Annotated in this window: 21 protein-coding genes, 1 other RNA gene and 2 pseudogenes; 16 read left to right on the top strand and 8 right to left on the bottom strand. The window is 51.5% G+C overall.

What is annotated here, in order from left to right; all coding sequences use genetic code 11:
- Positions 1-358 precede the first annotated feature (358 nt).
- The 8 genes from ACM1PF_RS22315 to ACM1PF_RS22280 all read left to right on the top strand — a co-directional run bounded on the left by ACM1PF_RS22315 (position 359) and on the right by ACM1PF_RS22280 (position 8,923).
- On the top strand, positions 359-1,081 hold the full coding sequence (locus tag ACM1PF_RS22315; protein ID WP_416667048.1) for an ROK family protein: 723 nt from the start codon (positions 359-361) through the stop codon (positions 1,079-1,081).
- Between the two features lie 155 nt (positions 1,082-1,236).
- A complete protein-coding gene (locus ACM1PF_RS22310) occupies positions 1,237-2,154 on the top strand; it encodes an LPS biosynthesis glycosyltransferase (RefSeq protein WP_416667045.1) in 918 nt (305 codons plus the stop codon).
- Positions 2,155-2,195: 41 nt separating this feature from the next.
- Positions 2,196-2,648, top strand: coding sequence for a nitrate reductase associated protein (locus ACM1PF_RS22305; protein WP_416667043.1), 453 nt, complete (start codon positions 2,196-2,198; stop codon positions 2,646-2,648).
- Positions 2,649-2,756: 108 nt separating this feature from the next.
- Positions 2,757-3,530, top strand: coding sequence for a hypothetical protein (locus ACM1PF_RS22300; protein ID WP_416667041.1), 774 nt, complete (start codon positions 2,757-2,759; stop codon positions 3,528-3,530).
- 89 nt (positions 3,531-3,619) lie between these two features.
- Positions 3,620-4,098, top strand: an RNA gene (gene rnpB, locus ACM1PF_RS22295) — RNase P RNA component class A.
- 22 nt (positions 4,099-4,120) lie between these two features.
- On the top strand, positions 4,121-4,846 hold the full coding sequence (rnc, locus tag ACM1PF_RS22290) for a ribonuclease III (RefSeq protein WP_416667038.1): 726 nt from the start codon (positions 4,121-4,123) through the stop codon (positions 4,844-4,846).
- A gap of 83 nt (positions 4,847-4,929) precedes the next feature.
- A complete protein-coding gene (locus ACM1PF_RS22285) occupies positions 4,930-6,159 on the top strand; it encodes a Gfo/Idh/MocA family protein (protein WP_416667035.1) in 1,230 nt (409 codons plus the stop codon).
- A gap of 127 nt (positions 6,160-6,286) precedes the next feature.
- Positions 6,287-8,923 carry a GH116 family glycosyl hydrolase gene (locus ACM1PF_RS22280; RefSeq protein ID WP_416667032.1) on the top strand — a complete coding sequence of 879 codons (2,637 nt, stop codon included), beginning with the start codon at positions 6,287-6,289 and terminating at the stop codon, positions 8,921-8,923.
- Positions 8,924-8,965: 42 nt separating this feature from the next.
- Here the strand turns inward: ACM1PF_RS22280 and panB are convergent.
- Positions 8,966-9,744: pseudogene (panB, locus tag ACM1PF_RS22275) on the bottom strand (3-methyl-2-oxobutanoate hydroxymethyltransferase).
- A 298-nt stretch (positions 9,745-10,042) separates the two neighbouring features.
- Here panB and ACM1PF_RS22270 point away from each other — a divergent pair.
- The 3 genes from ACM1PF_RS22270 (at position 10,043) to ACM1PF_RS22260 (ending at position 13,520) form a co-directional block, all read left to right on the top strand.
- The gene (locus ACM1PF_RS22270) at positions 10,043-11,116 is read left to right on the top strand and encodes a hypothetical protein (protein WP_416667030.1); all 1,074 of its coding nucleotides are present in this window, start codon (positions 10,043-10,045) and stop codon (positions 11,114-11,116) included.
- 92 nt (positions 11,117-11,208) lie between these two features.
- Entirely contained in the window at positions 11,209-13,092 is a 1,884-nt protein-coding gene (locus ACM1PF_RS22265) for a response regulator (RefSeq protein WP_416667028.1), read from the top strand.
- Between the two features lie 50 nt (positions 13,093-13,142).
- Entirely contained in the window at positions 13,143-13,520 is a 378-nt protein-coding gene (locus tag ACM1PF_RS22260) for a response regulator (RefSeq protein ID WP_416667025.1), read from the top strand.
- Positions 13,521-13,592: 72 nt separating this feature from the next.
- On the opposite strand, the gene ACM1PF_RS22255 is transcribed toward ACM1PF_RS22260, so the two are convergent.
- Positions 13,593-13,898 (bottom strand): DUF3181 family protein, encoded by a 306-nt coding sequence (locus ACM1PF_RS22255; RefSeq protein WP_416667023.1) that lies wholly within the window; start codon positions 13,896-13,898, stop codon positions 13,593-13,595.
- 18 nt (positions 13,899-13,916) lie between these two features.
- Positions 13,917-14,174, bottom strand: a complete 258-nt coding sequence (locus tag ACM1PF_RS22250; protein WP_416667020.1) for a 2TM domain-containing protein — start codon at positions 14,172-14,174, stop codon at positions 13,917-13,919.
- Positions 14,175-14,465: 291 nt separating this feature from the next.
- Between ACM1PF_RS22250 and ACM1PF_RS22245 the strand changes: the two genes are divergently transcribed.
- Positions 14,466-14,885, top strand: coding sequence for a universal stress protein (locus ACM1PF_RS22245; RefSeq protein WP_416667018.1), 420 nt, complete (start codon positions 14,466-14,468; stop codon positions 14,883-14,885).
- Positions 14,886-14,898: 13 nt separating this feature from the next.
- Here the strand turns inward: ACM1PF_RS22245 and ACM1PF_RS22240 are convergent, their stop codons facing one another.
- A complete protein-coding gene (locus ACM1PF_RS22240) occupies positions 14,899-15,564 on the bottom strand; it encodes a DUF938 domain-containing protein (protein ID WP_416667015.1) in 666 nt (221 codons plus the stop codon).
- Positions 15,565-15,670: 106 nt separating this feature from the next.
- On the opposite strand from ACM1PF_RS22240, the gene ACM1PF_RS22235 reads away from it, so the two are divergent.
- The 4 genes from ACM1PF_RS22235 to ACM1PF_RS22220 all read left to right on the top strand — a co-directional run bounded on the left by ACM1PF_RS22235 (position 15,671) and on the right by ACM1PF_RS22220 (position 19,553).
- Positions 15,671-16,408 carry a glutathione peroxidase gene (locus ACM1PF_RS22235; RefSeq protein ID WP_416667013.1) on the top strand — a complete coding sequence of 246 codons (738 nt, stop codon included), beginning with the start codon at positions 15,671-15,673 and terminating at the stop codon, positions 16,406-16,408.
- 165 nt (positions 16,409-16,573) lie between these two features.
- Positions 16,574-18,067 (top strand): glycosyl hydrolase family 57, encoded by a 1,494-nt coding sequence (locus ACM1PF_RS22230; RefSeq protein ID WP_416667010.1) that lies wholly within the window; start codon positions 16,574-16,576, stop codon positions 18,065-18,067.
- Positions 18,068-18,165: 98 nt separating this feature from the next.
- Positions 18,166-18,840, top strand: a complete 675-nt coding sequence (locus ACM1PF_RS22225) for a Coq4 family protein (protein ID WP_416667007.1) — start codon at positions 18,166-18,168, stop codon at positions 18,838-18,840.
- A 179-nt stretch (positions 18,841-19,019) separates the two neighbouring features.
- A complete protein-coding gene (locus tag ACM1PF_RS22220) occupies positions 19,020-19,553 on the top strand; it encodes a DM13 domain-containing protein (protein ID WP_416667004.1) in 534 nt (177 codons plus the stop codon).
- Between the two features lie 35 nt (positions 19,554-19,588).
- Here ACM1PF_RS22220 and ACM1PF_RS22215 read toward each other — a convergent pair whose 3' ends face one another.
- The 4 genes and pseudogenes from ACM1PF_RS22215 to ACM1PF_RS22200 form a co-directional block, all read right to left on the bottom strand.
- The gene (locus tag ACM1PF_RS22215) at positions 19,589-20,404 is read right to left on the bottom strand and encodes a PhzF family phenazine biosynthesis protein (protein ID WP_416667001.1); all 816 of its coding nucleotides are present in this window, start codon (positions 20,402-20,404) and stop codon (positions 19,589-19,591) included.
- A 4-nt stretch (positions 20,405-20,408) separates the two neighbouring features.
- Positions 20,409-21,419, bottom strand: a complete 1,011-nt coding sequence (locus ACM1PF_RS22210) for a glycosyltransferase (protein WP_416666998.1) — start codon at positions 21,417-21,419, stop codon at positions 20,409-20,411.
- A gap of 499 nt (positions 21,420-21,918) precedes the next feature.
- The gene (dcd, locus tag ACM1PF_RS22205; RefSeq protein ID WP_416666996.1) at positions 21,919-22,500 is read right to left on the bottom strand and encodes a dCTP deaminase; all 582 of its coding nucleotides are present in this window, start codon (positions 22,498-22,500) and stop codon (positions 21,919-21,921) included.
- Between the two features lie 109 nt (positions 22,501-22,609).
- Positions 22,610-23,145: pseudogene (locus ACM1PF_RS22200) on the bottom strand (P-loop NTPase family protein).
- Positions 23,146-23,274 lie beyond the last annotated feature (129 nt).

The raw sequence follows: 23,274 nt of genomic DNA, 5'->3' as shown, positions 1-23,274 counted from the left end.
TTCTCCTGGTTGAGCGGGAATTTCTAAGGGTTTCCCCTCCTGGGAGGGGTTAGGGGTGGGTTCCTATGTCTGATGCCACCAGACCTCTGGATATCCGATCGCCCTGATGGGGAATGGGATTGAGGGGGAAGGTTGCAAAGCTGGGATGCTCCCGACCTCACCCTGAGTTTGAAAAAAAGCAATTCAATTTCTGGGGGCGATCGACGAATCGTCCCTTTTTTGTAATAAAGAATTCAAATTTTCTCGATCGGATCTCCCCAGGATTTTTACTACAATGAATCGGCTAGCCCGTATCGACCCGCCCCTTGCGTTGTGTATTCGGGTTGAATCGTGATGATCTTAAAGATGAGGAATTGAAATGGTGGTGGCAAATCATCCCTCCGTACAGCAATGTCACACCCTGGCAGTAGATATTGGCGGGAGTGGAGTCAAAGTCATGGTGTTAGACCTGGAGGGCAACCCGCTGTCGGATCGCGATCGAGAACCGACTCCAACGCCTGCGACTCCGGACGCTATTCTGGCAGCGATCGATCGATTGGCGGCAGACAAATCCTTTGAGCGCATTTCTGCGGGCTTTCCGGGAGTGGTGCGGGAAGGTGTGATTGAAACGGCGGCGAATTTGGATTCAAGCTGGATTGGGTTTGACCTGGCCACGGCATTGGCAGAACATCTGGGTAAGCCGGTTCGGGTGGCCAATGATGCGGATATTCAAGGGTTGGGGTCGATCGCCGGAAAAGGGGTGGAACTGGTCATTACTCTGGGGACGGGCTTTGGTTCGGCTCTGTTTATGAACGGGCGACTGGTGCCCAATCTGGAGATGGGGCATCATCCCTTTCGGAAGGGGCAAACCTATGAGGAGCAGCTGGGGCGACCCGCGTTGGATAGTGTGGGCAAGAAGCGGTGGAACCGACGATTGGAGAGAGCTGTAGAAACCCTGGGCCATTTGTTTAACTATGACTGCCTCTACATTGGCGGGGGCAATGCTAAAAAAATTGATGTTGATTTGCCTGCCAATACCAAAATCATTCCTAACGTTACCGGATTATTAGGCGGAATTGCGCTGTGGAAAGAATGGGAATAGCAGCGAATCACGCTTAAGTCTTACAAGCTATGGCTGAGTAATGCAAATTTTCGGTAAAAATTCGCAGGACTGACCCCGGCTGAGTTGCTTAAACTACGGGCATTGCCTGTTCCGTGGGGAATGGGTGTAGCAGTTTTTAAGCCTCTTCTCTTACTATGGTTGCCTCCTGCCAAAATTTTCGCACTTTGACCGATTCGATCGGCACAGTTTTTGTATTGGCTCACAGGGAGTCAACGCAGCAGCTTGAGCAAACCCTGACTACAGAAGGACTGAAGTATGAGGTGCTGAGGCAAGTGCATCCGCCAGAATTTCAAGGGTTTTCCCGGAGTTATCTCTGCTTGTTAAACCATTGCCGGGCCTGGCAAAAAGCCAGTCAGTTGTCGCAACCTTCGTTGATTTTAGAGGCGGATTTTGTCCCTGTAGTGGGATTGAGTCAGTTACCGTTGCCCTACGATGCCAGTCAGCCCAACTTAGGGATTGCCTGGCTCTATGCCTGTGCGGCTCAGGTTTACAGCGTATCTGCGTCTGGATATGCAGAAGGGTTCTCGACGGCGATGGTGGCTTATATCGTCACCCCTCAAAGCGCAAACAGTTTATTGGAACTGGCGCAAACGATCGAACAAACGATCGGCACAAACCAGTATTCAGCCTGGGACTCAGAGGTGGATCGCTTCCTGCGCGATCGGCACTTCAAGAACTACATTCCCTTCCGCAACTATGGTGAACATGGGGGACGACCGAATCCAGAGCATCGGCAACATGGACTGAGTTCAGCACATCGGGCTGATGTACTGTACGGACAGCTCGCCTTTATACCGCTCTATGCTGGACAAAATAAACCTTTGCAGTATTTGAACTATTGGCGGATCAGGCTTCAGGCTCGCATTAAAGGCATCGGTCGTCTAGGGTTAGGTAAATTCCTCAGACCCAGAGTGATCCAACATTCCAGCGTTCCGCTGCGGTTACTCCGGTTTGCAATTCAGCGACAGTGGGCGATCGATTTTCTCCTGCCTGCCGATGCAGTAGTGTTTCCATCAGCAGATTGTCCAAAACCCGTCAAAATGGATCTGTAAGCAGCATCCCCCCTGAGAACTGACAGAGAAGGAAATCGTTCATGTCCCAGATTTTTGAGTTTGAAGCTGATTTTGCTGAATCGTTGCGCTGTATTCCTATGCAGGTGCGCTACAAGCTGGATACCTGCGGCGTAAAGTTAAAGCTCACTCACTGGAACCATTTATCCCCGGAGGAACGGCAAACCCTGGTACAGCAACCCTGCACCACTGAAGCTGAAATTCAGTCCTATCGATCGTACCTGCATCAGGTTGTGCATTCGCAGATGGGAGAAGTTCCCTCAGATTTGCCCATTGATCCCGATCCTGCCTGGCTGAATGGGGCGATCGTGCCAGAGAGTGTGCAGGAACAGGGAAAATCTGTGGGGGTGCAAATTAACTCCACCCAATGGGCCCATTTAACTCCGCTTCAGCGATTTGCCCTGATTAAACTGAGCCGCTCGCAACACGAAAACAAAAACTTTTTGCCTGCCTTGAGGGAATTCTCGATCGCATAGAGAACTCAGGTTCTACAATCAAACAGGGTGAAGCGCGATCGGTGCTTCTTCCTCTTTATTTTTGTTATTTTTCGTTGCACGGTTCCTTCAGGTCGTGAATGACAGGTCATGAATGAACTCGATCTTATTATTGTTGTGGTCTTTCTCATCATTACGACCTATGTTGTCATGCAGGCCATCAGTTCGGTTGAGAAGCAGGTCAAAATTGAGGTTGACAACAAAGATATTGAGCAGCAGCTAGACGCGAAACAATTTAACGGGATTAAGCTCAAAGACATTGTCAAAATCAGCTTCAAGCTGGACTCACGCTACAAATACAGTGTTGACAAAGTCGAGGATGACAAAACGCCTCGATCGCTTGCTCTCAGCATTGAAAATATCTCCAATAAAACCGATCGAGAGATCTATGTTTACGTGTATTGGGACAAAAGTACCTTAACCGACCATGGAAACGAATCTCGACGGGTGATTCATCTAGATGCCAACCGCCAAATCAGAGATATGGTGCCTCCAAAAAAGCAAGAAGCCAGCCCCGTCAGCCCAGGAATGAAGTTTAGTGGCAACCTGACGGCGGAAGAACTCCTGAAGCTAGATGAAGCGAAAACGATTCTGGAACCCACCGCCCCAATTCTCAATCTTAATAGCATCAAAAAAGGCTCCGAAAACAAAAAAGCTCCCAAAGCAGCTCGAGAGTCGCTGAAGAAAAAACTAGCGGCATTTGAGGATCGAGATGAGTCTTTGAAGTTTTCCCTGCTGTTGATGCTGCGGTTGCTGGATTTGAATGAGGATGAGGCGATCGAAAGACTGTACCCAATTCAGTGTAAATTCACGATGACCAGTATGCCCTGGCACGACCAACTCCCCTGGAATCCCAAAAAATAGTCCTGTTTCCGAAACTCAAATGATTGGTTATCCGAATCAATCCACGCTATTCGCCTGGAGCAGGACACATTAGACTGGAATCAAGGGAAGAGGAGGCGCAGGCGGTTGCGGAGGATCAAGCTCTCAGAGGATTTTTCCCAGGAGCGGCGATCGTCCGAGGAAAGTCCGGGCTTCCAAAAGATCAGACCTGCTGGGTAACGCCCAGTGCGCGTGAGCGTGAGGATAGTGCCACAGAAACATACCGCCAAAGTTAGGACTGAGGACTGAGGACTGAGGACTGAGTTTTGCTCGGCATTCAGCGTTTGGCACTCAGAACTAGCACGGTAAGGGTGCAAGGGTGCGGTAAGAGCGCACCAGCAACGTCGAGAGGCGTTGGCTCGGTAAACCCCGGTTGGAAGCAAGGTCGAAGGAGCAAGGGTTGGTCTTTTTCCTGCTCCGGGTAGGGGTATTTACTCCTGCGTAATCCGCTAGAGGTGTCTGGCAACAGGCATCCCAGATAGATAACTGCCCTCCTGGTGGGTTATTCCACTGGGGGAACAGAACCCGGCTTATGTCCGCCTCTTCCCTCTCCATTTTCCTATTCCTCAACGATGCCCCTTTCTGATCCACGCCGCGAGAAACAACTCCATCAGTTCATCCAGCGATTAGGCTTACCCAAACAAGCACCGGTGAGATGGGACTTGTTGGATTTAGCCTTGACCCATCCAACCGCCTCCGCTACAGCCAACTATGAGCGATTGGAATTCGTTGGGGATGCAGTTGTGAAATTAGCCGCCGCAGAATTTTTATTTACGACCTACCCGAATGCCAGTGATGGTGAACTTTCTGCCCTTCGGAGCGTCATGGTGAGCGATCGCCTCCTGGCTCAGATTGCCGATCAGTATGGGTTCGATCGCTTCCTGCTGATGGCAAACAGTGCCCTGGCCGATCGAGTGGGACAGGAAACTCGACTTGCCGCAGCCTTTGAAGCGGTTTTAGCCGCTCTGTATCTAAGTACGCAAAATTTAAGCTTGATCGCTCCCTGGCTGGAACCGCATTTATACCAATCTTCAGAAATGATTCGGCAGGATCCTGCACTACACAATTACAAGGGTGCCCTTCAGGGTTGGACCCAGGCTCACCATCAAAGCTTGCCAGAGTACCGAGTTCAGGAAGTGGGGCAAGTGTACGGAGATACGGAGCGATTTGTTGCAGAGGTTTGGTTGCAAGGCAAGCGATGGGGGGAAGGCAAGGGACAATCTAAAAAGGCCGCAGAACAGTCTGCTGCGAGGGTTGCATTTTTAGCACTCAAGGACGCGTTTGAATCGAAGGAGTAGGAAGGAGTAGGGGTTTCGTTTCGTCCTGTGGGATTTCGGGAATTCTATAGCTGTATCCTTTCATACTCGCTACTGAACCCGTTATGGACAAGTCCGCGATCGCCTCTCTCCCACTCCCTACTCTCCACTCCCCACTTCCCACTCCCCTCAAGCTTGCCCTCTTCGGTGTCGGTCGCTGGGGCAGTCACCTGTTGCGAAATTTCCTCGCTCTGCCTGAAGCTCAAGTTGTCGCAATCGTTGATCCCTGCCTGGAAAGATTGGAGCAGTTATCTAACCGGTTTGATTTAACTCCCGACATCCTACTCTCCACCGACTGGAATATTGCCCTATCCTTAGCAGATGTTGAAGCTGTTGTAATTGCCACTCCTGCCGTCACCCACTATGGGTTAATTCGATCGGCTCTGGAACGGGGATGCCATGTGCTGGCCGAGAAACCGATTACGCTGGATGGAAAGGAAGCGATCGAACTCTGTCAACTCGCCGCTCAACAGCAACGCCAACTCATCGTTGATCATACTTATCTGTTTCATCCTGCTGTCCAACGGGGCAGAGAAGTCATTCAACAGGGACAGATTGGCAGCCCTCGCTATGGTTACGCCGCCCGCACCCACCTCGGCCCGGTTCGTCAGGATGTGGATGCTCTCTGGGATCTGGCTATTCACGATATTGCCATTTTTAACTCCTGGCTTAATCAAACCCCGATCGCGGTTCAAGCTCAGGGGACTAACTGGTTACACAATTTTTCTGCTAACTCTTACTCCTGTGCGGGCGATTCACGAATCGCCCCTACCATGCCCTCCTGTGCGGACAATTCACGAATCGCCCCTACCATGCCCTCCTGCGCGGGCGATTCACGAATCACCCCTACGATTCCCGACTCCCGACTCCCCACTCCCCACTCCGATCTGGTCTGGCTGACCCTGACCTACCCCAACGGTTTCCAGGCAGTCATTCACCTGTGTTGGTCGAACCCGGATAAGCAACGACGACTCAGCGTTGTAGGGAGCCAGGGTACGTTGGTCTTCGATGAATTGGCGGCGGCTCCCCTGAGCTTGATCCAGGGACGGCTCGATCGCCAGACCCATCCCGATTCGTCCCAACCTCTCTTTGTTCCGGTTGATCAGCAGACAGAAGCACTCCTGTTTGAACCCCTGGAACCCTTACAGCAAGTCTGTTCCCATTTCCTGACCTGCATTCAGCAGAATCAGCCGTCCTCGATTTCTTCGGGTTGGTTAGGGGCAGAGTTGGTGCAGATTCTCGCAGCGTTGACGCGATCGTTGCAAACGGGTGAAGTCGTTCACCTTAGGGTCTAGCTGGACACCTTCAGTGGCTGGGGCGACAGAGGGATTGTGAGGGTGAATGGTTCGGACTTGCAGACCGACTGCTATAGTTAACGATCACTTCTATTTCATTACCCTGCGGTTGTTTGCCACTGTACCTATGACTTCACCGTCTTTGCCCCATATTCCTGCCTGTGCCTGGAGCCGTTCGATCGGAGCAGGCTGGACTCAACCATATACCGTCCGCTATCCCAGCAATATTGATGATGGGCCGTGGCACGGAATGCCGTTGGGCGGATTGGGGGCGGGCTGTATCGGGCGGTCTTCGAGGGGAGACTTTAACCTCTGGCATATCGACGGTGGGGAGCACGTATTTCAAACCTTTCCAGCCTGTCAATTTAGCCTGTTTGAACAGGTTGATGATCCGGAAAATGCCTTGACTCAGGCTTATGCCCTTTGTACGGAACCCGCAGAAGATGGGAGCCTGGAAGCCTGGCAGTGGTATCCGGGAAGGGAGGAGGAAGAAGGGAGGAGGGAGGAGGGAGGAGAGAGAAGAGAGACAGAAAGCTCTGATTCAGGTGAATATTTCGCGCTGTATCCCCGCAGTTGGTTTGTCTATCGCAATGTCTTTCAGGCGGAGTTGACCTGTGAACAGTTTTCACCGATCTGGGCAGAGAATTATCAGGAGAGTAGTTATCCGATCGCCATTTTTGAATGGACGGCCCATAATCCCAGCGATCGATCGATGACGTTGAGCATTTTACTGACCTGGCAGAATATGGTGGGCTGGTTTACCAATGCGTTGAAGTCACCGGAAGTCAAGGTCAGGGATGATGGCAGTCCGGTGTATGAGTATCAGCCGCGCTTGAGGGAGAGTGCCGGGAACCTTAATCGGTGGATCCAGCAGGAGGGAGCGGTGGGCTGTGTGATGGATCGGCTGAGTCCCGATCGTCCAAAGGTTGATCCAGTCAGTTCTGATCAGGAATCTGCTGAAACCCAGGAAGGCATGGGTCAGTGGGCGATCGCAACCCATGCAAACATTGGAGAAGTGTTCTATCACACCCGCTGGAATCCGATCGGGTCTGGTGCAGAAATCTGGAATGCTTTTGCTGAGGATGGTTCGTTACCTAATCTTGAGGATGAGACTCCGGCTGAGGAGCAGGAGCAAGTGGGAGTCGCGCTGGCCCTTCGGTTTACCCTGGCTCCGGGGGAAACAAAACAAATTCCCTTTGTTCTGGCGTGGGATCTGCCCGTAACAGAATTTGCTGAAGGGGTGAAGTATGACCGTCGCTATACGGACTTTTTCGGTCGCAGTGGTAAAAATGCCTGGACGATCGCCCAAACGGGACTTCAGCACTACAAAACCTGGCAACAGCAAATTCAGCACTGGCAGCAGCCGATTCTCGATCGCAGGGATTTACCCAACTGGTTCAAGATGGCCCTGTTTAATGAACTCTACGACCTCGCTAGTGGTGGAACCTTGTGGAGTGCGGCGACCCAACAGGATGCGATCGGGCAATTTGCGGTGCTGGAATGCCTCGACTATCGCTGGTATGAAAGTTTGGATGTGCGGCTCTACGGCTCCTTTGCCCTGCTGATGCTGTTTCCTGAACTGGATAAATCAGTGCTACGCGCCTTTGCCAGAGCGATTCCCGCTGAGGACACCCGCACCCGCACCATCGGCTACTATTACACGATCGGCAAACCCAGTCCCCAGGCTCTCCGCAAAGCGAAAAACGCCACCCCACACGATCTTGGCGCGCCGAATGAGCACGTCTGGGAAAAAACGAATTACACCAGCTACCAGGACTGTAACCTCTGGAAGGATCTGGGCAGCGATTTTGTCCTACAGGTCTACCGAGATTTTAAGCTCACGGGCAGTACCGATTACGAGTTTTTAGCTGATTGCTGGCCCGCCATTACCGCAACCCTGGATTACCTCAAGGCTTTTGATCTGGATAATGACGGCATTCCCGAAAACTCTGGTGCGCCGGATCAAACCTTTGATGATTGGCGACTTCAGGGAGTCAGTGCTTACTGTGGGGGATTGTGGATTGCAGCGTTAGAGGCGGCGATTGCGATCGGGGAGATTTTGGGGAGTGGGGAGTGGGGAGTGGGGAGTGGGGAAGGAGGGACAGCCGTGAGTCCTGCACCTCAAGCTTTCATGCCGATGTATCAAACCTGGCTGGAGCAAGCGCAATCGGTTTATCAGGAAACCCTCTGGAATGGCAAATATTACCGCCTGGATAGCGGCAGTGGTTCCGATGTGGTGATGGCGGATCAGCTCTGTGGCCAGTTCTATGCCCGTCTGTTGGGACTGCCGGATATTGTGCCGATCGACTGTGCCCACTCAGCCCTCCAAACCGTCTACGAATCCTGTTTCGTTAACTTCAACCGCTGGATCCAACAAAATGCTCCTGCGCTCTCCCCATCTTCTGCAAGGGCGAATCGTGATTCGCCCCTACCTCCTGACTCCTCACTCCTGACTCCTCACTCCTCACTCCCGATCGGAGCGGCCAACGGGGTTCGTCCCGACGGTTCCCCAGTCAACCCGAATGACACCCATCCCCTGGAGGTCTGGACAGGGATCAACTTCGGATTAGCGGCATTTATGGTGCAAATGGGGATGCAAAAGGAGGCGTTTGAATTGACGGAGGCGGTGGTGCAGCAAGTGTATGAGCATGGCTTACAGTTCCGCACTCCAGAGGCAATTACAGCCAGACAAACCTTTCGCGCCAGTCATTATCTGCGGGCAATGGCGATTTGGGGAATTTATGGTGCTTTGACGGGCTTTTAAACTCGCCTTGAAACTGGAGAAGTTGTATTCACTGTATTCATTTTATTCAGGAAATTGGTTGCTTCTGACCTCTTCGCAGAAAGATTGAACGGCCTGCATCGTTGCTTCCCGCAGGTTGGCGTAGGCTTTGGCAAACGGTGGACTCCAGGATGATAAACCCAAGAGGTCAGACGTAACTAAAACCTGCCCATCACAGTGGGTCCCGCACCAATGCCGATCGTCGGAATCCTGAGCTTTTGGGTGATTTGCAGGGAAAGTGCTGAGGGAATATGCTCCAGAACAATGGAAAAGGCTCCAGCTTGTTCCAGGGCGATCGCCTCTGCCAGGATTCGATCGCCCGCCTCCGGGGTTTTGCCCTGCTTGCGATAACCACCAAACTGATGGACTGACTGGGGCGTAAGTCCGACATGACCCATGACCGGAATTCCTGTCTGCACCAGCCGGGCCACCGTTTCTGCCATTGCCGGATAGCCCCCCTCCAGTTTCACCGCCTGCGCTCCCGTTTCCTTGAGGACACGCCCTGCGGTCTGTAAGGCCTGAATTGGACTTTCCTGATAGCTCAAAAACGGTAGATCGACCACTAAAAGGGCCTGCTTCACCCCCCGACGCACGGCTTTGGCATGGTGCAAAATTTCGTCTAAGGTAAGGGGAAGTGTCGTTTCATATCCCAGGGCCACCATTGCCAGGGAATCGCCCACCAGGATTAAATCTACACCTGCCTGGTCTAGAGCTTGGGCTAAAAGGTAGTCCCAGGCAGTCAAGGCCGCGATCGAGCGTCCTTCTTTTTTGTAGCGAATCAGTTGCGGAATTGTGACTGCCATAGTCTTCACCCAATTGTGAATGTACGTTGTAAAAAAAATAAGCGGAGTAAAGAAAAAAGCTCTGTGAGGAATTAGAGTGGGGGATGTATTCAGGGTAGCGAACTGTACCGATGAATTTCTTAACTGCCATTGATTCAAACCACAGGGCAAGATGGGAACAGCAACGGTAAATTTGGGTTAACCACAATTCCCTTTACACCCCCTTAACGACCCTCATTCGCCTTTATCTTTATTATCTTTTCGATAGAACCGATAAAAAATACCGTTTAGACAAAATTGCTGCGTTTGGGAACCATCCATGACACAAGACCCCTTCAATCCCCTGGAACCAAATCCTTCTAACTCCCAACCCCCAGATTCTCAGCCGACCAATTCTCAGCCGACCAATTCTCAGCCAACCAATGCTGAGGCTTCAGAACCGTCATCCGCTCCGAATCCGACTCCAGAACCGATCGAACCCTCCTCCCCTCTAGAGGGCGTACCGGATTTGCAACCTGATAATCTGCAATCTGAAGCACCGGAAGCGGCCAATCCAGAACCGATCGAATCGGTGGCCATGACCGATGCCACCCAGCATTCAACGACCAATGAAGGAGCTGAACCCTCCGGCAAGCCACCCGCGACGGCAACCCGTTCTGGTTCCCCGGCTTCCCCTTCAGATCAACAACCGACTTCCCCATCTACGGGCAGTGAAGCAGCCTCAAAACCCCCTGTGATTGTGCAACTTTTCAAGCAGGTCTGGGCCCTTGGGCTGGCTCTGGCTCCGGTAATAGTCGGGATTGGACGAACCCTCTGGCGGTTGCTGCAACTGCTGGCTTCGTGGGTTTGGAAAGGCTGGAAATTCTTACTGCCGCGCATTCGATCGGTGCTGCCAGAAGGCTGGAATAAGCTCCCCGATTGGACGATTACCACAGTGGCGGTACTGCTGCTGGCATTGGTGCTATGGATTACGACCCTGCTGCTGCCCTCAAAAGCTCCCGCTCAACTGGGCGATCGCCCCCCTGCCGTCAGTGCTCCCAACGTCCCTCAACCGGAACCCACCCCCGATCCCGCTTTAATTACCAAGATTCAGGAACAGGTTGCCAGCGTCACCGATGAGTATACGGAGGGATTGATTCAGTCGGTTCAGGCGAACTTTGGCGATCGACAACTCACAGTGAAGATTGGCGACGGGTGGTACGATCTGTCTTCAACTCGTCAGGATAGTCTGGCCAATGACATCTTAAAACGAGCGCGTCGATTAGACTTTGAGGCATTACAACTGGCGGATGGAGAGGGAGAACGGTTAGCCCGAAGTCCCGTGGTGGGTGACAAGATGGTTATTTACCGCCGGGTGAGGAGTCAGGAATCGGGGCAACCGATCGGGGGATAATAAGGATTGCTATCCCTGATTCAGTAGAGTGGAGCTTGGGAGAATGAATTTTGGGAGAGTCAGTTGTTGCGATCGTCTAAGGAAATCCCACCATGAAAATTTTATTGGTGGAAGATGACGAATCCATTGTTGCGGCCTTGCAGTCTGCTTTAACGGACGATCGCCATGTGATTAATGTGGCAACCGATGGGCAGATGGGGTTGGCCCTGGCAGAAACCTATGATTATGACCTGGTTCTGCTGGATATTTTGATTCCCAAGCTCGATGGCATTAGTATTTGCCGTCAGCTTCGATCGCAAGGCCAGCAGATGCCGATTCTGCTCCTAACAGCTAAAGACTCCCAAACCGATAAAATTGCCGGACTGGATGCGGGAGCGGATGATTATGTGGTCAAACCGTTTGACCTGGAGGAATTGCGGGCCAGAATTCGGGCCTTGCTACGACGCGGACAGACTTCCTTTTCATCGGCGTTGCATTGGGGACAACTCACCCTTGATCCCGTGTCCAATGAAGTAATGTACGACGCTGACCCGATCGCCCTCACGCCTAAAGAATTCAGCATCCTGGAATTACTGCTCCGGAACCCGCAACGGGTGTTCAGTCGAGGGACGATTATCGATCGGCTGTGGTCGATGGAAGATTCTCCGGCTGAAAGTGCCGTTACCACCCACATTAAAGATCTGCGCCAGAAGTTAAAGAATGGTGGTGTAACGGGTGAACTCATTGAAACAGTCTATGGGTTAGGATACCGACTCAAACCGCCCCCTGTATCACCCAGCCCTCAACCTAACCCCGCTCAACCCTCTGCCCAACCCTCTGCCCAACCCAAGAAAGGGGATTCGATCGCTCGGGTGCTCGAACGGTTCAAGCATACCTTTATCGAGCAAGTTGAGACCCTGCAACAGGTTGCTAACGCCCTCCAGGCTCAAACCCTTACAGCAGAACTGCAAACCCAGGCTCGCCAGGAAGCCCATAAACTGGCAGGGTCACTAGGTATTTTTGGTTATCCGCACGGCTCGGAATTGGCTCGACAAGCTGAATTGCTGCTGAATACCGATCTCCTGGATTCAGCCATCAGCCATCAATTTTCAGAGTTAGTGGCAGAGCTATTTCAGGAAATAGGAAACCAACCCCCTGCCTCCGCCGAAATTCTAGAGACCGCACCCCCTGCGGCACTGGAGCCAGCCTCCCGTTCAGTTCAACCTTCTGCCCAATCCCTGGTGCTAGTCGTTGACGATGATCAGTCCCTGACTGAACAACTGCAAGTGATCGCTGCCCAATACGAACTCACCATCAAAACTGCGTCTAGCCCCATGTCTGCGCGTCAGGTCATGGCTCAAGATTTTCCGGATCTGGTACTGCTGGATTTGAACTTTCCCAACTCCACCGAAACCGGACTGACTTTCTTGACTGAGTTAACCCGCCAATATCCCACTCTGCCTATCCTGGTATTTACAGGACGGGACAGTTTAGCCGATCGCGTGAAAGTTTCCCGGCTAGGCGGCAGAGCATTTCTGTCCAAATCCATGCCCGTTCACCAGATTCTGCAAACTATTACCCATACTCTGGCGACTCAACCCACCCGCGATGCCAAAGTTCTGATTGTGGATGATGATCCGATCGTCCTGGAAGCCTTGAGTCATCTACTGCAACCGTGGGGAATCGACGTTACCACGCTGAATGATCCGCAGCAGTTTTGGGAGATGCTGGTATTGACTAAACCGGATGTAGTTGTGTTTGATCTGGAAATGCCGACCTTTAGCGGCATTGATTTGTGTCAGGTTGTGCGTCATGATCCGCAATGGGGAAATTTACCCATTCTGGTGGTGACTGCCCACACAGATGCCGACTCGATTCGGTCAGTTTTCACGGCTGGAGCGGATGATTTCATTGCCAAACCCGTCGTTGGGCCAGAACTGGTGACCCGTATTTTGAGCCGGATTGAGCGCAATCGATCGCGTCGAGGAATGCCTTAATCCTGAGGTTAGACCTTAATCCTGAGGCTAGAGATCCTGAGATTAGATCTATGACAAAACGAATTTTGGTGATTGACGACGAAGAACGCATTCGAGAGGTCGTGCGTGCATGCCTGGAAGATTTGGCCGGTTGGATTGTTTTTTCCACAGGATCCGGACAGCAGGGACTGGAGCAAGCCAAAGCAGAATCGGTTGATGCCATTCTGCTGGATATTTCTATGCCTCAGATGGATGGTTTCACTTTCTTGCAGCATCTCCAGTCCGACCCGGCACTGCGATCGATCCCAGTTATTTTACTCACGGCCAAAGTGCAGCCGATGGACAAAAACCAATTTTCAGCAATGGCGATCGCCGGAGTAATTAGCAAACCGTTTGACCCGATGTCTTTTGCTGAAGAGATCGCTAACATTCTGGGATGGCCGGACTGAGCACCTGGGCTGATTATGGTAATGGTTTGGCTGGGTGAGCAGTACTGACTCTATAGGTCTGCCCCAGCCTGTCTACAGATCGCGCTGAAACTCTTCCAGTACATCCATCAGATGAACTTGAGACTGCATCGGCAGTAAATCAGCCAGGGGGACTTCCAACTTGCCACCCCCTAATTTCACTGAGTTTTTTTGCAACAGCCCCAACACTTCATCCTCGCTGGGCATTCCCTTAGTCAGCAAAGGATAAAACTGTTCAGCTAAAGCAGTATGGAGATGGGCATCTCGCAGGTAAAGATGCCATTTGGCTACGTCAATGTAAACATTCTCACCGATCGAAGCCGCTAGTTTTTCGATCGCCTCGCTGGAAGTGTATGCCATCGATCAATCGCTCCCGGTTCATCCTTTAGAGGGTGCAGAGTCAGAATAGTCAGCAATTGCGAAAATGTATAGAGCATGGGCCACTAACCCCAGGGCCCAAATGCCCGTGAACCAGACCGTCCACCCCCACGCGGCCAGCAGAAAAATGCGAAAGAACCAAATTCCAGAATTCACTGCCGCAAATATAGCAACGTGGACAGCAAAATTCATGCGATCGTCCAACTTACGAAAAGCCGGATCTTGGCGGGTTGGTTGACGAGGCCAGCGAGGAGGCATAGGTTAGAACAGAATGGAATGGAATGGATAGCGATACCGAAGACTGAGTATAGCTGCTCTTTTAGCTTATAGCAATTCACCAAACGATAGAGCAATCCGGGTTTCCTCAGGGTCGGAGCGGGTTTCTCTACTACCAACTCCTTACCTATTTCTAATTCAATGGTGATGGGTAGCCCAACGTTCAAATATTGGCTAAATATTTTGACCAAACATTAATGACGATTGCAATCATCCACAATCCGTAGCGAATTTTGCTATCAATACATTTGACCCCATTTTTCGGCAAGCTCTATGTTTAAAAAAGTTCTCTTTCCCGTTGATCAGAGCCGTGAGTCTCGTGAGGCTGCTGATACGGTGGCAAATATCGTCAAGACCTATAACAGTCGTCTGATCATTTTGTCGGTCGTAGAAACGGTTGACGATGACGGCGAACCCAGTACGGCAACGGAACGAACCATGTCTTCCCCAGAGGCGATCGCTCAACTGCTGGAGAGTGCTAAAACCGCCTTCCACAATCATGGTATTGAAGCCGAAGTGTTGGAGCGAGAAGGTAAACCGGCCTTTGTGATCTGCGATGTGGCAGATGAGATCGGCGCGAATTTGATCATCATGGGCTGTCGGGGTTTGGGGTTAACTGAGGAGGGAATGGCTGATAGTGTGACGAACCGAGTCATTAATCTGTCGCCCTGTCCGGTGCTGATCGTGCCGTAGGGGATGGGCTGAGTCACTCCTTTTGAAACACCATAGAGAGATTGTTGGCAGGCATGGGATAAATTTGTTGAAATGTCAGACCTTCTGCCTGAGCTGCAGTCCTGACATCAGCCAGATCTCGCACTCCCCATTCAGGATTTTGTCGCTGTAAGCTCTGATCAAACGTGGCATTACTGGGGGCTGTATGCTTGCCCTCCTGCCGAAATGGGCCGTAGAGGTATAAAACTCCTCCAGGCGGTAGAATTCGCCCTGCGCCTGCCATCAGCCCCAGACAGGCTTCCCAGGGGGCAATGTGAATCATATTGATATTGACGATCGCGGTGATAGGTTCCTGGAGTTCTGCCCTAAAGTCAGCCTGCTCCACAGGCCAAACCGCATCACGGGCATCCAGGGCGATCGGCGGCAGCAAATTTTCCCCTGCCAGGTTTTCCCCTGCACAGTAATGCTTCCAGGCGGCAATGCTCTCCCGGGCGATCGGATTGGGATCGGAGGGAATCCATTGACGGGGATGGAGATGGGGCGCGAAAAAAACTGCGTGCTCTCCGGTTCCACTTGAGACTTCTAGCACCGTGCCCATTGACGGCAATACCTGGCGCAGAACGCTGAGAATTGGCTCCCGATTTCGCTGGGTTGCTGGGGCTGATTGGCGAGCATCCTGGGATTTCCTCGGTTCCTGCATAAATTCGATCCAACTTCCTTGTTGACAATCTTATTGACAATTCATACTCATTACGAGTACGCTTTAATAGTTTGAGAATGTGTCTTTTTCTTAAGGAGTTTAGTTTATGCTGCCCAATCGTGAGGGACAGAAAGTGCCTGATGTCACCTTCCGTGTGCGCCAGAACAATGAATGGGTCAGTATCACAACGGATGAGCTGTTCAAAAGCAAGACGGTGATTGTGTTCTCCTTACCGGGAGCCTTTACGCCCACCTGTTCATCCACCCACCTTCCGGGTTATAACGATCTGGCCGGCGTGTTCAAAGAAAATGGCGTAGATGACATTATTTGTATGTCGGTAAACGATACGTTTGTGATGAACGAATGGGCTAAAGATCAGCAAGCCGATAATATCACCTTAATTCCGGATGGGAATGGTGAGTTCACGGACGGGATGGGAATGCTGGTGGACAAGACCGATCTGGGCTTCGGGAAGCGATCGTGGCGGTATTCCATGCTGGTGAAGGATGGTGTGGTCGAAAAAATGTTCATCGAACCAGAGGAGCCAGGCGATCCATTTAAGGTGTCCGATGCTGACACGATGCTCAACTACATTAATCCAGAGGCGCAAAAGCCTAAGTGTGTGACTTTGTTTAGTAAGATCGGCTGTCCTTTCTGTGCTCGTGCTAAGTCCATGCTGGAGCAATATGGATTGTCCTACGAAGAGATTGTACTGGGGCAAAATGCGACCACTCGATCGCTCCGGGCAGCAACGGGAGCAGCCACAGTGCCGCAGGTGTTTATCGATGGCAAGCTGATTGGCGGTTCGGAAGCCCTGGAAGCCTATCTGGGTAGTGCGGCATAGGGTTAGAGGCTCGATTGCTCGTAGGGTGGGCGATGCCCACCCGCTTCAATTCAGCACCATTCATCCGTAGGTCATCTGAATGGATGGGTGAAATACCTCAAGCAATGGGTTGCCTCAAGCAATGGGTTGTAGGATGTCATCAGTGGCACTATGAGGAAACCGCCCATGACCGCAACGACCCCTACTCAACTGCCCACTCTGGAGGCACTTCGATCGGGTTTACCAAATCTCTGCGGTTGGGAAGCCGAGATTCGATCGGTGGTCAATCACTCAGATCCAGTCTTTCTGCCTGTTACCAATCTGCGTTTAGAACAAATTACAGCGGGTTTTGCCTGCGCCCTGCATATGCATCAGCCCACCATTCCGGCAGGTGCGGATGGAGCGTTGATTGGGCATTTACAGTATATGTTTGAGCATCCCCACATGGGCGACAACCACAATGCGGGTGTGTTTGCCTGGTGCTATGGGCGGATGGGAGACTTTATTCCAGAAATTGTGAGCAATGGCGGTAATCCCCGGATTATGCTGGATTATTCAGGGAATTTGCTCTGGAGCTTTAGTCAAATGGGGCGATCGGATATTCTCAACAACCTGCGGCGGATTACCTGTGATCCTCAGTATTACCCCTATGTGGAGTGGTTAGGCACGATGTGGAGCCATGCGGTGGTTCCCTCTACGCCAATTCCCGATCTGAAGCTGCACATTCAAGCCTGGCAGCACCATTTTGCATCGCTCTTTGGCTATGATGCCCTGCGCCGAGTTAAGGGGTTCTCTCCTCCCGAAATGCACTTGCCCAACCATCCCGATACGCTGTACGAGTACATCAAAGCGTTGAAGGAGTGTGGCTATCGCTGGTTGATGGTGCAGGAACATTCGGTGGAACGCCTGGACGGTTCGGCTCTGCATCAGGATGATAAATATATTCCCAATCAACTGGTGGCTCGCAATTCTCAGGGTGAAACGATTTCCATTACTGCACTGATTAAAACCCAGGGTTCGGATACGAAATTAGTCGCTCAAATGCAGCCCTACCACGAAGCCAAAGGACGGGGACGGCAGGCGATCGGGAATGTTTCTATCCCTTCCTGCGTTACGCAAATTGCCGATGGCGAGAATGGTGGCGTGATGATGAACGAATTTCCCCGTGACTTTTTGCCCGTATGGTATGAAATCAAGGAAAATGGCAGAAATACAACCGGGGTAGCGGGAGTCAACGGCACGGAATATATCGAACTGATCGAAGCATCTGGCATCCATCCAGACGACTATCCCACCTGTCAGGCGATCGGTCAACATAAGATCTGGCAGCGCGTTGATCCGGATCAAGCCACTCCAGCCGCAGTGGAACAGGCGATCGCTGATTTGAATACATCTGATCCACAGTTCCATGTGGATGGTGCATCCTGGACGAATGACATTAGCTGGGTAAAAGGCTACGAAAATGTCCTGGAACCGATGAACCAACTGAGCGCAAAATTTCACCAAACCTACGACTCCCAGGTGCAAGCCGATCCGTCCATCACCCGAACACCAAACTATCAAGCGGCGTTACTGTACAATTTGCTGCTGCAAACCAGCTGTTTCCGCTACTGGGGGCAGGGAACCTGGACGGATTATGCGCGGGAATTGTATCGATTGGGGGAAGCCGCCCTGATGTAGCGGTTAGTGATGAAGTTTGCTTGCGATCGAGCGGTGATTTGTCAATCTCTTGCCACAATATGGGTTAACCCAAATAGCGTTCTAACTTTAAGACTTCTATGCGATTGGATGATCTGCGTGCGCTGAATCTTGATTTTCTGATTACGCTCAAGGGAGTCGTTACCCTGATGCGAGATCCAGAGCAAACCAATTCAGTTTTCGATGTGGAGGATGGATTGCGGCATACCAAAGCGGCGGAAGCAGCCGTGGAGTTTGCCAAGTCTAAGCCAGGGGTGAGTGAAATCTTCGCAGAACGATATCTTCCCGCTCCGCCCGATATGGATGCGTTGCAGCAATTGCCGCCTGGTTCCCTGGGTCATGTTTATGCGACTTACATTATGGAGCATGGATTTGACCCTAATTTTTACCGGGTGGGCAAAGTGGAAGATGATGTCACCTATATGTTCATGCGGATGCGGCAAACTCACGATATCTGGCATGTGGTCGCTGGTTTTGAGCCAGATGTGAATGCTGAGTTGGGTCTCAAAGCATTTGAACTTGCCCAGGTCCATCGTCCGTTAGCCGCGATCCTGATAGCGGGTGGATTACTGCGTACAGTATTCAAAACGCCGGATCAGCTTGATCGATTGCTGGATCAAATTGCGATCGGCTATCGGACTGGGGCAAAGGCAAAGCCGTTTTTAGCGCAGAAATGGGAGGATCATTGGGAGAAACCTTTAGCGGAATGGCGGACTGAATTGAATGTGGAACCGATGTCAGTGTACGTTCCTTAGGAAGAATCACAGTGAACTTCTGACCCATTACCAAACTCTCTCAGGATCTTCTAGAGAACTTCTCAGGGAAAAATCATTTATCATTTTTGGAAATCGTTCAGGATGAAAGGGTAGTTCTAAGGGGTTGCGTTTCAAGAGCTAGAACTCGATCGCAGCCAACCTTGTATAGGAATCACATAATGAACGTCAAACTTTGTTTAGTGGGAATTGTTTCGTTGGTCGTGATGGGTTGTGCGGGGCAGATTGCAGCCGATCCTGCCGAGGGTGAACCTATTCAGGAGACTATCAGCCTCCAGGAAAGTGATCCCGTTCAGGTTGCGGAATCACCTGTAGCTGCCTCTGAACCAATTCAGGTAGCGGCGGAAGTGGTGACTTCTGGTGAGTTTGAGTCAGGGGAACATCCGACCCAGGGAACGGTGCAAATTATCCAGCAAGAGGGCAGGACGATCGTCGAGTTGGGTGATTCTTTCCAAACCTCACGTGGCCCGGATTTATTTGTCATCCTCCATCGATCGCCCGATGTGATTGGTTCTACCACACCCCCCGATTACCCGATCGCCGAAGGGGATTATGTAATTTTGGCTCCTCTGGCTGCCCCCGCAGGCACTCAAAGCTATGAAATTCCTGCTGATATTAACCTGGAGGATTATGCCTCTGTCGCCATCTGGTGTCGCCAGTTTAATGCAACCTTTGGTGCGGCAATGTTACGTTAGTAATAGTCCCTACTATTCACTTTATCGTACCTGATCTAATTCACTAATTCTCCCCGCATCACGGTTACAGCCTGTCCCATCAGGTAAACCCGATCGCCCCCGTCATAACGCAGTTTGAGTGTGCCTCCCCGACGAGAAGCCTGGTAAGCCAGAAACTCATTTTTGTGCAGCCGATCGCGCCAGAACGGGGCCAGGGCACAGTGGGCAGAACCCGTCACAGGATCCTCATTGATGCCAACGCCAGGGGCAAAGAAGCGAGAAACAAAATCATAGGGGGAATCAGAATCGGCAGCACTGGTCAGAATCGCTTTTTTGAGGGGAAGTTGTTTGAGTCGGGCAAAGTCAGGGTTTGCCTGTCGGACGATCGCCTCGGAATCCACTGCAACTAAATATCCCGTTGCATAGTTGAGAATGGGTGATTGAATGGGAACGCCCAGAATGTCAGCCAGCGGCGGTGGGTCGATTGTTTCGTTTGTCTGTACGACCGGAAAGTTTAATTCAATCCAGCCGTCCTGTTGCCGAGCGATCAGCACACCACTTTGAGTCTGAAATACAGCCGATTGATCGGTTGATAAATAGCCTTCTGTCCACAGCACATGGGCACTGGCCAAAGTGGCATGACCACACAGGGGAACTTCTGCCTCTGGGGTAAACCACCGCAATCCGTAACCATCCGGCTGTTTCACCAAAAATGCTGTTTCCGACAGGTTCATCTCCTGAGCCACCCCCTGCATCCACTCCGGCGATCGCTCCTCTGATAGGACACAAACGGCGGCTGGATTCCCCCGAAAGGGTTCTTCGGTAAAAGCATCCACCTGAACGATCGGCTGGATGGGACGCGGAGTCACCATACCCTTATTTCCGTCCTGGTTCTACCACTTCCCGGACTCGGTAAATCGGGCGGTTTTGCGACTCGTGGTAAGTTCGCATCGATAATTCTGCCAATAGTCCAAAGCTAAAGAGCTGCACTCCGGTCAGGAACAGGACTACCGAGAGAATCAGTAAGGGACGATCGCCAATCTGTGCGCCAAACCCTAACTTCAAGATGGTTAAATAGGCCCCTAGCCCAAAGCCCAACAGCATCGAAAACAGTCCAAACAGCCCAAAAACGTGCATGGGGCGAGTCAGGAACCGCTTCATAAAGTAGATGGTGAACAAATCCATCAAAACTCGGAAGGTGCGACCCAACCCATACTTACTATGACCAAACTGACGAGCATGGTGACGAACAGGCACCTCAGCAATTCTGGCTCCCTCAATGAAGGCCAGGGCAGGAATGAAGCGATGTAGCTCACCGTAAAGATTCATATCCGTGACGAGTTCCGATCGATAGGCTTTAAGGGAACAGCCATAGTCATGCAGATTCACCCCCGTCACCCTGGCAATTAACCAGTTGGCAATTTTGGAGGGAACCAGCCGCGTCATCATGGCATCCTGTCGATTTTTCCGCCAGCCGCTCACCAGGTCGTAGCCTTCCTCCAGCTTGGCCATCAGCACGGGAATATCGCGTGGATCATTTTGCAGATCGCCATCCAATGTCACAATCACTTTGCCCCTGGCGTGGTTAAAGCCGGCCGCCATCGCTGGCGTTTGCCCATAGTTGCGGCGGAGTAGCACCGCCCGTAGATCGGTTCGCGTTAGGGCCAGATCCCGCAACAGTTTAGAGGAACCATCGCTGGAACCATCATCGACGCAGATGATTTCGTAGGCAATGCCGCTGTCCTTCAGGGTCGTGCTGATTGTTTCCACCAATCGAGGAATGCTTTCAACCTCGTTGTAGATAGGCACAACCACCGAAACCTGCAACTCAACGGGCAGCAGGGATGCACCCGATCGAAATTCTTCCGGCAGTAGTGATGTATTCATGCGGCGACAAGCCTCCTCACCCAATTGTCCAGCGACCTATACAGAGCGATCGATCCAAAGCGACATAGATTAAAAATATAACAGTATGAAGAACAATAAAGAAGAGCCGGCAAAAGGTAAGTTTGTTAAAGGCGATCGAGAAGGGTAGATGAAAAGGGCAGGCAGCAGATAACAACCTGGAGATGGGACACAGGACTGAGGATTGTGAATTAAATCACCTGTCAATTATTCTGCTTTGTTGACTGGGCGGGCAAGATGCCCACCCCACAAGAGTAGCGCAGGCATCTTGCCTGCCAGTGAACGATTCGTCATGCAAATCCAAAAGTGAGATACACCTATCGGCTTCAGCAACCTTGATTGTCCCGATTTGATTGTCCCAACTTGATCCGCCATATTCATCGCTCTACCCTTTTCCTCAGAACACGCCCTACTTCAGGACAGTTTGAGCAGAGCACCCAAATTAATTGGAACAATCTTTTACTTCATGTTCTAATTATCCCTAGACCCGCGCCAGAGTCACCTGTTCAAGCTGATCCTGGTACTTGCCGCGCCGTGTTTCATAGCTCACGGCACAGGGCGCACCCTCCAGGAAGAGAAGCTGCACAATTCCCTCATTGGCGTAGATCCGGCAGTCCGCACTGGAGGAGTTGGAAAATTCCAGGGTGAGATGGCCTCGCCATCCCGCTTCGGCAGGGGTCAAATTCGCAATCAACCCCACTCGCGCGTAGGTGCTCTTGCCGATACAAATCACCGTAACGTATTCGGGAACCGATAGCCGCTCCAGGGCTACCCCTAAACCGTAGGAGTGCGCTGGAAGGATAAAATAGCTGCCGCTTTCATCGCTGTGAAGCTCTACAGGTTGAAGATTCGCCGGATTGAAATTCTTCGGATCGACCACCGTACCCGGAATATGGCGGAAAATCCGAAATTCTGATGGAGACAACCGGAGATCATACCCATAGCTGCTCAAGCCGTAGGAAATGACGGGCAAACCCTCAACGTGCCGAACCAGTTGCGGTTCAAAGGGTTCAATCATCCCTTGAGCCGCCATTTCCGAGATCCAGGTATCGTTTTTAATCATGGTTAAGAATGGGAAGAAGCTGAAAATCTGAGTTCTGAGTTTAACCTCGAATTCAGAATGTGACACAAAATACCCAATATTTTCCCAAACCCAATATTTTCCCAATATTTTAAGGTCGATGGGTGCGGCGCAGTTCCGTAATCTGATCGGCAATCTCCAGAATCGATTCGGGCATCTCTGCCCGGTTAAAATTACATCCACCTGGGTTGGACGGTTCTTCAAAAAGGCTAAAACCTCCGCCTCTGAAATCAGCCCAAAATTCATCATCAAACTCAGTTCATCCAGCACCACCATCGCATACCTGCCCTGGGATACCGCCGCCTGCATGTACCGCCACAAGTCCCTGAGGGCGATCGTCTCTTCTTCAGCAAACTCAGGGGTATTAATACAGCGAGGCAAATCACAGCGGATCCAATCCAGATTTTGTCCCAGTTGAACCGGATTATTGTGACCTTGATGAATGCCACCCTTGAGGAATTGCACAATCAGAACGGGAGTACCCTGTCCAGCAATCCGCAACGCCTGGGCCATGACGCTGGTAAAAAAGCTGCGGTGAGAGCAGGTGAAGACTTGCAGCAAGCCTTCGACAGAGTAGGGCAGGGAATGGCTGCTATCGCGGAGGGGCGCGTCGAGTTGGGAAACCATGGGGAGTTTAGTGTCTATCAGTACATGGGCAACAAGAAGACGATCGAAGAAGGGCACCACTGAATTTCTTTATTTATACCGCAGTCTGGTGGGTTAGTAGTACATTCGTGCGATCGTTTCTGGCTGCAA

Origin of the sequence: Egbenema bharatensis FJBBOT/2019 (assembly GCF_048077055.1) — a bacterium.
Classification (GTDB): Bacteria; Cyanobacteriota; Cyanobacteriia; order Elainellales; family Elainellaceae; genus Egbenema; species Egbenema bharatensis.
This window is presented reverse-complemented; position numbering and strand designations above follow the sequence as displayed.

Coding starts and splice junctions, on each gene's coding strand:
- ACM1PF_RS22315 (WP_416667048.1), top strand. CDS start 359: ATGGTGGTGGCAAATCATCCCTCCGTACAGCAATGTCACACCCTGGCA.
- ACM1PF_RS22310 (WP_416667045.1), top strand. CDS start 1,237: ATGGTTGCCTCCTGCCAAAATTTTCGCACTTTGACCGATTCGATCGGC.
- ACM1PF_RS22305 (WP_416667043.1), top strand. CDS start 2,196: ATGTCCCAGATTTTTGAGTTTGAAGCTGATTTTGCTGAATCGTTGCGC.
- ACM1PF_RS22300 (WP_416667041.1), top strand. CDS start 2,757: ATGAATGAACTCGATCTTATTATTGTTGTGGTCTTTCTCATCATTACG.
- rnc (WP_416667038.1), top strand. CDS start 4,121: ATGCCCCTTTCTGATCCACGCCGCGAGAAACAACTCCATCAGTTCATC.
- ACM1PF_RS22285 (WP_416667035.1), top strand. CDS start 4,930: ATGGACAAGTCCGCGATCGCCTCTCTCCCACTCCCTACTCTCCACTCC.
- ACM1PF_RS22280 (WP_416667032.1), top strand. CDS start 6,287: ATGACTTCACCGTCTTTGCCCCATATTCCTGCCTGTGCCTGGAGCCGT.
- ACM1PF_RS22270 (WP_416667030.1), top strand. CDS start 10,043: ATGACACAAGACCCCTTCAATCCCCTGGAACCAAATCCTTCTAACTCC.
- ACM1PF_RS22265 (WP_416667028.1), top strand. CDS start 11,209: ATGAAAATTTTATTGGTGGAAGATGACGAATCCATTGTTGCGGCCTTG.
- ACM1PF_RS22260 (WP_416667025.1), top strand. CDS start 13,143: ATGACAAAACGAATTTTGGTGATTGACGACGAAGAACGCATTCGAGAG.
- ACM1PF_RS22255 (WP_416667023.1), bottom strand. CDS start 13,898: ATGGCATACACTTCCAGCGAGGCGATCGAAAAACTAGCGGCTTCGATC.
- ACM1PF_RS22250 (WP_416667020.1), bottom strand. CDS start 14,174: ATGCCTCCTCGCTGGCCTCGTCAACCAACCCGCCAAGATCCGGCTTTT.
- ACM1PF_RS22245 (WP_416667018.1), top strand. CDS start 14,466: ATGTTTAAAAAAGTTCTCTTTCCCGTTGATCAGAGCCGTGAGTCTCGT.
- ACM1PF_RS22240 (WP_416667015.1), bottom strand. CDS start 15,564: ATGCAGGAACCGAGGAAATCCCAGGATGCTCGCCAATCAGCCCCAGCA.
- ACM1PF_RS22235 (WP_416667013.1), top strand. CDS start 15,671: ATGCTGCCCAATCGTGAGGGACAGAAAGTGCCTGATGTCACCTTCCGT.
- ACM1PF_RS22230 (WP_416667010.1), top strand. CDS start 16,574: ATGACCGCAACGACCCCTACTCAACTGCCCACTCTGGAGGCACTTCGA.
- ACM1PF_RS22225 (WP_416667007.1), top strand. CDS start 18,166: ATGCGATTGGATGATCTGCGTGCGCTGAATCTTGATTTTCTGATTACG.
- ACM1PF_RS22220 (WP_416667004.1), top strand. CDS start 19,020: ATGAACGTCAAACTTTGTTTAGTGGGAATTGTTTCGTTGGTCGTGATG.
- ACM1PF_RS22215 (WP_416667001.1), bottom strand. CDS start 20,404: ATGGTGACTCCGCGTCCCATCCAGCCGATCGTTCAGGTGGATGCTTTT.
- ACM1PF_RS22210 (WP_416666998.1), bottom strand. CDS start 21,419: ATGAATACATCACTACTGCCGGAAGAATTTCGATCGGGTGCATCCCTG.
- dcd (WP_416666996.1), bottom strand. CDS start 22,500: ATGATTAAAAACGATACCTGGATCTCGGAAATGGCGGCTCAAGGGATG.